An 8,926-nucleotide genomic window follows, 5' to 3' on the forward strand; every position below is an offset into this window, starting at 1 on the left:
TTTCATAGATAGTACTTTATATATTTGTACTGTCTACTAAAGTAGGACTATATCACTTTTCAAAAACGGCTTTTACAATTAGATATAATTTTCTTGATACAGTCTTGGATATTTTTAAAAATGAGTTTAATTATCAAATGACTTTTTATACTGTTTATAAAACTGAAAATAATACTAGTTGGTATTCAGCTGCTAAAAGCCATAGCAATTTTTTTGAGCAAACTTTTTTAAACAAAAATGTACCTAGTGCAACTAACGATCCACTATTCTATAATTTTCTAATTTACTCAAAGAACAAAAATAATTGGAAAGGTATAGCTTTCAGTTCAGAGATGCCCGATTTTTGTGACACTTCTTTTTATCATAATTTTTCCAAAAGAAATATTGGCTCTGTGGCTTTAATTGCAGTAAATGATAATCCTGGCATTATCTTCTTCATTCTCAAATCTAAAGAAGAAGGTGACTTCAGTCTTGCTGAAAGGCAAATTTTAATTGAAATTCGTGATATCTTGCAAAAAGCTTTTACTTCCTATCAAAATTCACATCCACAATATATAAAGAATACTCAAGTAACTATTCCAGAATTAACCAAACGAGAAACAGAAATTTGGAATTTAATTGCGCAAGGAAAAACAAATGAAGAAATAGCTAGAAGTCTATCTATTTCTTATCATACGGTTAAAACTCATATTTTTAATTTATTTAAAAAATTACATGTTTCTAATCGGACAGAAGCAATTGAACTCAAAAACGGACAAAAGCCTTATTCTTTTTAATGAGAATAAGACTTTTTATTTAGTTCACTATTAATATTTATGAATGAATGTATTTTAACCATTTATGAAGATATAAATTATTACCAGTATATTGAAAACCATTTAATAATTTTGCATGTGCAGGTTTGGCTATCTTTTTAAAGCCTTGCATCGCCTTTTCTACTGGAGTTTCCATACTAGTATAAAAAGGAGCAACAATTTTGTTTTTAAAATCATACTCTTTAAAAAAAGTTGCCATTATTCTGGATGGCTCACCCCAGAACCAAATTGGAGAGCCAAGATAAATTAATGAATAATCATCCCAGTTAGAAATTTTATTAGCAATACTTGGATATGCATTTGTTTTTCCTTCAATATCGATTCGGTCATTCCATTGCATCCCATGAATTTCATAAGGATGAGTGGCTTTTAAACGAAAGATATCAGCATTTGTATATTTTTGTATTGCTTCAGCCGCTTTTTTCGTATTACCAGTTGCTGAAAAATAAACAATTAGTGCATTTTGCTTCATATATTATTTCTATCTCCCTGCTTTAGTCAAAGCTTCTTTAACTGCAGACTTTAAAGCTCTACTAGTCGTAGAAGCACCACTTACGGCATCAACATCATATGAATTCTTCGAAATCATTTCTTTAGGCAATTTTTTAATAGCTTTAGCACCGATTCCAGTTTCGCTTTGTTTCAATATTTCGATATTCTTTATCTTTTTATTATCATCTAAAGTTACACGAACTATTATTTCATCGCCCATGCCTTGATCACTAGAGCCTAAGTATTGGTTATTAGAAACTGTATATTGTTCTTGTGTAGAATTTTCTTCATTAGAATCTTCTGATTTTGTTGTTTGTTCTTTTGATGACTTAGGATAAATTGTTTCTAAACCCTCAATCTTTTCTTTAGGCCATGCAGCATTTTGCCCAGCAATTTTACCTGAAATCAAACATTCGGCTAAATTTTCACCAGTTTGATAACGACCAGCCCAAATGCCACCTAGTTCTCCAGCACTATATAAATGTCCAATTGGATGATTATCTGGATCTACTACCTGACAATGAGAATTTCTACGTGGACCACCTTGTGTATTTAAAATTGATTGTTGAACAGGAATTGCATAATATGGACCGTTAGCTGAAAATTCCTTTAAAGTATCTCCATTTCTGTTGAAAGCATAATCGTATTTTTCTTTTGCAAATACATTAAAGTCATGAACAGTTCTCTCTAAAATTTCAGGTTTGGCATCGATCTTCTGGGCTAATTCGTTTAAACTATCAGCTTTAATCACATTCTTTAAAGCATCTGGAACTGGATTACCTTCTTTAGCAGCAAATTTATCATATTGCTTTTGATCGAAAATAATATGTGGGTGACTTTGATTTTGTGGAACAAGCCATTTACCATGATTATAAACGTGACCATGACGATTGCCTTCATCTTCTCGATAATATCTTGAACCGTCATCCCCTACTAACATTACACTTCCGTCATAAGTTGCCTTCCAGTCAGCAATAACTAAATTGCCTCTTTCACCATCAGGTACTTTTAAAACCAATCCATGTAAAAAGCCGATCGATTCAAAGTTATTCATGTGCCATAGATCAGCACCGGCTTCTTCACCTAATTTGATACCAATTCCCTTGTTATAGAGTGTTCCGATTGGTGTTAGTTTATCAGCTCCTAAATAGTCTTCTTTCATTTGCTGATTATTTTCAAAACCACCAGTTGCCAAAACAACACCATTAGCTGCGGATATATTTCTTAAAACATGATCGTGGTCAATTTGAACTCCAACAACATTATTATCACTATCCATAATTAAATGTTTTGCAGGAGAAGAATACCAAACATCGATATTAGGTCTCTTTTTAACTTCTTTTCTTAATAATTTCCAAAGCCCAGCATCCATAAATCTATCAGTAACACTGAGCATATCGTGTTTATCGCTGCCTGGAAATTCTGGGTATTCAATGGTATTGCTAATTAATGGTCCACGTAATTTAGAAAATCTAGGATCATCGAAAAAATCATGCTTATAAGAATGTGGATGACTAACACCTAAATATCTTTTTAGATATGTTGTCATATTGGCCATACCTTCAACGAAAGTATCAACCATTTCTTCATCAGCGTGCATTGGTTTGGTTAATGCATGAAAGTACTCTTTTTCCGCATTATAATCTTCTGTTGTAGAAATCATTTGTGCAGAATAACGAGTATTTCCACCTTCATACCCTTCTGGAGCTGAATCAACTAGCAAAACTTTTGCTCCTTCATCTGCAGCAAACCTTGCAGCTGTTGCACCAGCTCCACCAAAACCTAAAACTATAACATCGTATTTTCTATAAAAATTAACATCATCTTTATTTAAACGAGTCATATTATTCCTCTTGTCCTAACTTTTCACCTAAAGCATATCCATAAGATAAAGTACCCTGATATCCACCGAAAGCATGCATCCCTGGATTTTCAATATAAAGATTCTCAATCTTGTTATCTAGCTTCTTTGGATGTAATAAGAAGTCGGCCAAAGTACCACCTAATCCAGAAATACTACCACCAGGAGCTCCAGAAAATCTAATCATAGTTAATGGAGTAGTTACATTCATTTCAACGATATGATCACGGATACCTGGGAAGTATTTTTCAGTATTTTTGATTGTTTGTTCAGCAATTTCATATTTCTTGTTAAAGTATTCGCTTGGTGGTAATTCAAGCCAGTCTTGAGGATTAGTTCCGATTGAAATATCGAGCTTGCCATAATGAGTCTTATCAGGAACATCCAAATGCTCAGAAGCACCAGAAACAGCATCAACTTCATTCTTAGGAGTTACTGAATCTAAGCTGAATACACATAAAATTCCTTTTTCAGAATGAACTGGATCAAAAATGTAATTATTAGCATCTTTTACTCCCAATTCTTCTGAGCTACAATCTAATCCCAAGTGAACTTCAACAAAGCTAGTAAAGTTTTCATAACCGTTGTAATCGCTAATTGCAGTTGCTGGAAGATCCTTTGGTGCAACCATTTCTTCATAAGTAACTAATGGACTGGCTGCACTAATGATCGTATCAGCATAGTATCTTTCACCATTACTTGTTTCAATACCGATTGCTTTTCCATCTTCTACCAAGATTTGCTTAACTGGTGTACCTAACTTCAATTCCCCACCTTTTTCTTTAAATTGTTCAGCTAAAGCATTAGATTCAGCTCCTGAACCACCAATAAAGTGTTGTGCTGGGTAAGCAAAGTAATAAATTGGGAAAATCATCAAGTCAAGAAAACTCAATTTAGGAATTGCACCAGAGTACATTGAAAGGTGAGTAATCGCATAGATTAGATATGGATTTTTAAAGTATTGACCTAATACTTGTAAGCCATTTTGAAAGGCATATTTAAAGAATACCGGATATTTTTCTTTAGATGCTTCAAGATCGAAATCTTCATAAACATCTACTTTATCAAGATTGTAATTGTAAATTTCTTGAAATTCGCGCCAGCACTCTTTAGCCATATCGAAGAACTTATTTATTGCTTCTTCTTCCTCTGGAAAATTCTTTAAAAGAGTTGCCTGATATGCATCTCCACCTTTAGTTGAGAAACTCATATCATATGGCCCTGTAATTACACGTTCAGTTGGAAGTTCAACTAAAGGCAGCTTATCAATAACTCCCATCTTTTGAAAAATCTTGTAAAGAGGTCCAGGATTATTCTTATTTCCCACACCAGAAATATGCTTCAAAGATCCTTCAAATTCATAATTACCTCTAATGAAAGTAGTAGCATAACCACCTGGTTTGTAATTTTTTTCAACTAGCAAGGTCTTTTTTCCTGCTTGTGATAAAGCAATTGAAGATGCTAAACCACTATTACCTGCACCGATTACAATCGCATCATATCTATTAGTCATTTTGCTTCTCCCATATCTTTATTAAAATTTACCTTGAGTACGAATTTTTCTTTCCTTAATGTCATGATCAAGTAAAAACTCTTTTCCGCTTTCTTCCCAGTGCTTGTTTCCAGAAAGATAGTAAGTCGTATCTTCTTCCGAATTGTTAATGATTCTTTCTATTTGGCTATCCCAACTCTCGTCAGTATCTAATCTGAGTGTAGATACATTAAAGTTTGGAATATTTTCCATATAATCATTTAAATCTTCACTATATGGGAGACTATAATCAGCGGGATCATAATAATATAGAGAAATATGCTTCTCATCTTGACCTAAAAATGCTTTTTCACGAATCATGCTGATAAAAGGTGTAATACCGCGATCTTGAGCAAGAAATACCAAATGATTTCCTTGATAAACAGGATTATAAACGAATTGACCACTTGGCTGGCCAACTGAGAACGTATCACCAACTTTAGAGTCATAAGCTAAATACTTTGAGACTTTATTAGCTTTATGTTCTACAAAAACAGAGATTTCAAAATATCCTTCTTCTGTTGGTGAAGAAACAATATTGTAATGTTGATGCAAATCTTGACCATCAATCGGTACATGAACTGTAATATATTGACCTGCTTCAAATGGTGGCATTTCACCATCTACTCTGGTTAAGCGAATACCACATTCACCTTCAGTAACTAAATGTTTCTCAACAATTTTCATTGTCATTCTACCTGGATGAATTCTCTTAACAGCGCGTTTCCACTCTGCTACTTCACCTGCATGACTAACACCAAATTTGTTCTTAGCTTTTTGATCTTGGATGGTTTCTTCATATTGCGGAATGCCGGACAAAATCTCAGCTATTTTTTCTTCTTTATTCATAATTTTTCTCCTAATAATTTTTGTTTTTCATTGTTGTTATTTTTTACACCATAATTATAGGTAGTAATGTAAGCCTTTTACTATCAGCCACTAGACTGATTTTTCTAATACTCAGTATTAGTTATTACCTTAATTCTTTAAAGCTGGATTATACTTAAATCAAGCTACTCATTATTTATAAGCGAGGAATAATATGACTCAAATTCATAAAATTTATTTATTATCTGATACACACTTAATCGCTGACTCTTTACATGATCAGGGAGCTGCTTTTCAAAAAATGCAGCTAACTAGTGCTGGCAAAGACCTTAATCATCAAGAAATCATGCTTTCGGCTTTTGTTAGAAAAATTCTTAATGATAAACCTGATGCTGTTGTTATTACTGGTGATTTAACTTTTAATGGCGAAAAAGTATCTGCTGAAAGGTTAAAAGAGATCTTTCATCCCCTGCAAAAAGCAAAGATCGACTTTTTCCCATTACCTGGAAATCACGATATTTATGACGGTTGGGCTAGGAAATTTGATAGAGCTTATCAATATTTAACGCCGCAAATCTCACCTTACGACTTCAAAAGTATTTTTAGGGACGCTTACGATAAAGCTGTAAGTTGTGATCCTAGTTCTTTAGCATACAGTATTAATTTCAAGCAAAAATATCGATTAATCTTTGCGGATTCAAATATTTATGGCAATCAAAATTCCAACTCTCACCCTATTACCAACGGATTTATCAAAAAAGAGCAATTGAAATGGATTGAACAACAATTAAAAGTTGCTCAGCAAAGTAACCAATACGTTCTTTTCTTCATGCACCACAGTCTGAATAATCATAACAATATTGTTAATGGTGGGTTCACTCTTGATAATGCTCAAGAATTAAAACAATTATTTACTAAATACAACGTAAAAGTATCTTTCACTGGACATATCCATGCACAAAATATTGCTAGTTCTGCATCTGGCGTAGATATAGCTTCATCATGTTTCTCTATGTGTGATCAAGGATATGGAATTATTACATTAGCTGATAACAAGTTAGAGTATCACAGATTTTCTTTTGATCCCATTCCATATCTAACCGATGAAGAAAAACGACTATTACCTACTGGCGATTACCACGACTACTTGAAGAAGCTATTTATTCAAACCAATGAAATACAGATGCAAAATTTCAAGAAAAGATTCCCATCTGAAAATGATTTTGATACCGTAATGAATCTAATTAATCAGCTGAACTATAATTTTTTCATTGGTAAAAGTAATTATTCTAGTGCACAAAAAAAGGAAATTGAAAGTTCAATTTCCTATCAACTAGTCCAAAAATTTCTTCCTGAGATGAAAAAGTATGTGGACTCATTATTAGCAATTAAGCAAAATAGTCAGCATGTTTTTATTACTTTGTAAAATGTGGTACAATTTATTGTACAAGATAGAAGGAGGCGTGTTCTATATGGATGCAGTAAACTACAGTAACTTTAGAAAACGACTTAAAGATTATTTTAAAAAAGTTAATGAAGATAGTGAACCATTAATTGTTACTAACAAAGATCCAGAAGATAATGTTGTTATACTAAGTAAAGACGAATATGATTCATTAATTGAAACTCTATCTATTCAATCAAATTCATATCTTATGAATAAGATTAATGCCGGTAAAGAAGAAGTTAAAAATAATCAATTATCTCAACACGATTTAATTGATCCAAATGATAAGGGGTAAAATCTATGTTGAGTTGGACAAGTAACGGGTGGAATGATTATCTTTACTGGCAACAACAAGGCGATAAAAAGAAAATTAAGCGTATTAATAAACTGATAAAAGATATTCAGCGACATCCTTTTGAAGGAATCGGAAAGCCAGAAGGCCTAAAGAACGATTTAACTGGTTTATGGTCAAGACGAATAGACGCAAAAGATCGTTTAATTTATAGTTTTGAAAGTAATGATATTATTATATATTCTTGCAAAGATCACTATTAATCAATAATATGAAAAAGGTTTGGTCCATGTTTTTAGGACCAAACCTTTTTCATATCCATCTAATTAAGCTCATTCTGCAAATTAGCTAAATACTGTGTAAATAATTCCACCAATTTCTTTTGATCAGCATCACTCATTTTCAGAAACGCATTATTAGCACTATTTACAAAAGGAAATATCTTCTTTTGGATATACTTCTCCCCTTTTTCAGTTAAATTGATAATCTTAACTCGCTTATCAGAAGGTGAACTAGTTAAAATTACCAATTTTTTATCAATCAACTTCTCTATCACAAAGTGAATCGTTTGCTTAGGTAAATACGTGTGCTCGATCAAAGATTTTTGCGTACACTCTTTAGGATGCTGTGAAAGAACATACAATACAGTGATTAACGTATCAGTTAAGCCCACCTTTTTTGCATTGTCTTTATAAATAGACTGAAACAGCAGCATCTTTTGCGATAATTCTCTTATTTCGTCAAAATCTTTATTCATAGTTACTTCCTTTAATTCAATAATCTTTAGATTAAGCTTGATTGTCGATAATTTCAACTTTATAATAATTAGTACAATATTGGACTAATTTAAGGAGAAGATTTTAAATGAAATGGTTTCTTGACGATACGCTACATCAAAAATACTATCCTGATAACCTGCTTTATAGACATTACCAAGATGATGTTTGGGGTATTCCACCACACAACGATGAAAGTATCTTTGAGCAATATACTATTGCGATGTTTGCGGCAGGATTGAGCTGGAACGTATCTTTTTTGAAATATCCTAAACTCACCAAGGCTTTTCACAACTGGAACCTGGAAGAAATCAGCAAGATGAAATCCGAAGAAATTAACACTATGCTCAAAAATAAAGGATTAATCCGCAATAAACGAAAAATGGAAGCTACAATTGCTAATGCCCAACTGGTTCTTAAGATTCAGCAAGGATATGGCTCTCTAGATAATTATCTCTGGGAGCTTGTTGGATATAAGCAAGAGCGAAAAGAAGTTCAAAGAATTGCCGATCTTGGTACTACCTCTCCAACTGGCGATCATGTATCTAAAAAAATGAAGGAGATTGGTTTTAAATACGCCGGTCCTGTTTCTATCTACTCTTTTTTAGTATCTATAGGAATTATCAGTGCACGACCTGATAGAAAAGGAATTGAAGATAATCCTAAAGAAAATATCGTTTTAGCAAGGGAGCAAGGGCCTAATACTTTTAATGCTTAAAAAGCCTAGCTATGATACGAAATGAAGTGGGACCTAAAAAGTAGACATTTTAAAACATAGGATTAATAGAGGCTTGATTCCGATATTCTTTCGGAGTTAAGCCTTTTAATCTGCTCTTTATCCTTTCTTCGTTATAGTATTTGATATATTCCTCTATAGCTTGAGC

11 protein-coding genes are annotated in these 8,926 nt (G+C 32.8%); 5 read left to right on the forward strand and 6 right to left on the reverse strand.

What is annotated here, in order from left to right; translation table 11 throughout:
• Positions 1–137 precede the first annotated feature (137 nt).
• Positions 138–776, forward strand: coding sequence for a LuxR family transcriptional regulator (locus RDN22_RS10360; RefSeq protein WP_308558024.1), 639 nt, complete (start codon positions 138–140; stop codon positions 774–776).
• Between the two features lie 37 nt (positions 777–813).
• On the opposite strand, the gene RDN22_RS10365 is transcribed toward RDN22_RS10360, so the two are convergent.
• From RDN22_RS10365 to RDN22_RS10380, 4 genes are read right to left on the reverse strand one after another with little or no spacing between them, the layout of a single operon-like run.
• Positions 814–1,287: a flavodoxin gene (locus tag RDN22_RS10365; protein ID WP_308558027.1), complete on the reverse strand. Its 474-nt coding sequence runs from the start codon at positions 1,285–1,287 to the stop codon at positions 814–816.
• Positions 1,288–1,296: 9 nt separating this feature from the next.
• Positions 1,297–3,150, reverse strand: coding sequence for an FAD-binding protein (locus tag RDN22_RS10370; RefSeq protein WP_308558029.1), 1,854 nt, complete (start codon positions 3,148–3,150; stop codon positions 1,297–1,299).
• A gap of 1 nt (position 3,151) precedes the next feature.
• Positions 3,152–4,681, reverse strand: a complete 1,530-nt coding sequence (locus RDN22_RS10375) for an NAD(P)/FAD-dependent oxidoreductase (protein ID WP_308558031.1) — start codon at positions 4,679–4,681, stop codon at positions 3,152–3,154.
• Positions 4,682–4,702: 21 nt separating this feature from the next.
• Entirely contained in the window at positions 4,703–5,548 is an 846-nt protein-coding gene (locus RDN22_RS10380) for an FAD-binding oxidoreductase (RefSeq protein WP_308558033.1), read from the reverse strand.
• 193 nt (positions 5,549–5,741) lie between these two features.
• Here RDN22_RS10380 and RDN22_RS10385 point away from each other — a divergent pair, with 193 nt between their 5' ends.
• Genes RDN22_RS10385 through RDN22_RS10395 form a run of 3 tightly spaced genes read left to right on the forward strand, consistent with a single transcriptional unit; the run spans position 5,742 to position 7,529 of the window.
• Positions 5,742–6,953 carry a metallophosphoesterase gene (locus RDN22_RS10385; protein ID WP_308558035.1) on the forward strand — a complete coding sequence of 404 codons (1,212 nt, stop codon included), beginning with the start codon at positions 5,742–5,744 and terminating at the stop codon, positions 6,951–6,953.
• A 46-nt stretch (positions 6,954–6,999) separates the two neighbouring features.
• On the forward strand, positions 7,000–7,269 hold the full coding sequence (locus tag RDN22_RS10390) for a type II toxin-antitoxin system Phd/YefM family antitoxin (RefSeq protein WP_308558037.1): 270 nt from the start codon (positions 7,000–7,002) through the stop codon (positions 7,267–7,269).
• 5 nt (positions 7,270–7,274) lie between these two features.
• Positions 7,275–7,529, forward strand: coding sequence for a Txe/YoeB family addiction module toxin (locus RDN22_RS10395; RefSeq protein WP_308558039.1), 255 nt, complete (start codon positions 7,275–7,277; stop codon positions 7,527–7,529).
• A gap of 59 nt (positions 7,530–7,588) precedes the next feature.
• Here RDN22_RS10395 and RDN22_RS10400 read toward each other — a convergent pair whose 3' ends face one another.
• Entirely contained in the window at positions 7,589–8,023 is a 435-nt protein-coding gene (locus RDN22_RS10400) for a MarR family winged helix-turn-helix transcriptional regulator (RefSeq protein WP_308558041.1), read from the reverse strand.
• Positions 8,024–8,130: 107 nt separating this feature from the next.
• On the opposite strand from RDN22_RS10400, the gene RDN22_RS10405 reads away from it, so the two are divergent.
• Positions 8,131–8,760, forward strand: coding sequence for a DNA-3-methyladenine glycosylase I (locus RDN22_RS10405; RefSeq protein WP_308558043.1), 630 nt, complete (start codon positions 8,131–8,133; stop codon positions 8,758–8,760).
• A 49-nt stretch (positions 8,761–8,809) separates the two neighbouring features.
• Here RDN22_RS10405 and RDN22_RS10410 read toward each other — a convergent pair.
• On the reverse strand, positions 8,810–8,926 hold a 117-nt coding region (locus tag RDN22_RS10410), incomplete at its 5' end, for an IS3 family transposase (RefSeq protein WP_308554877.1).

The organism is uncultured Lactobacillus sp. (genome assembly GCF_902491705.1).
GTDB lineage: Bacteria > Bacillota > Bacilli > Lactobacillales > Lactobacillaceae > Lactobacillus.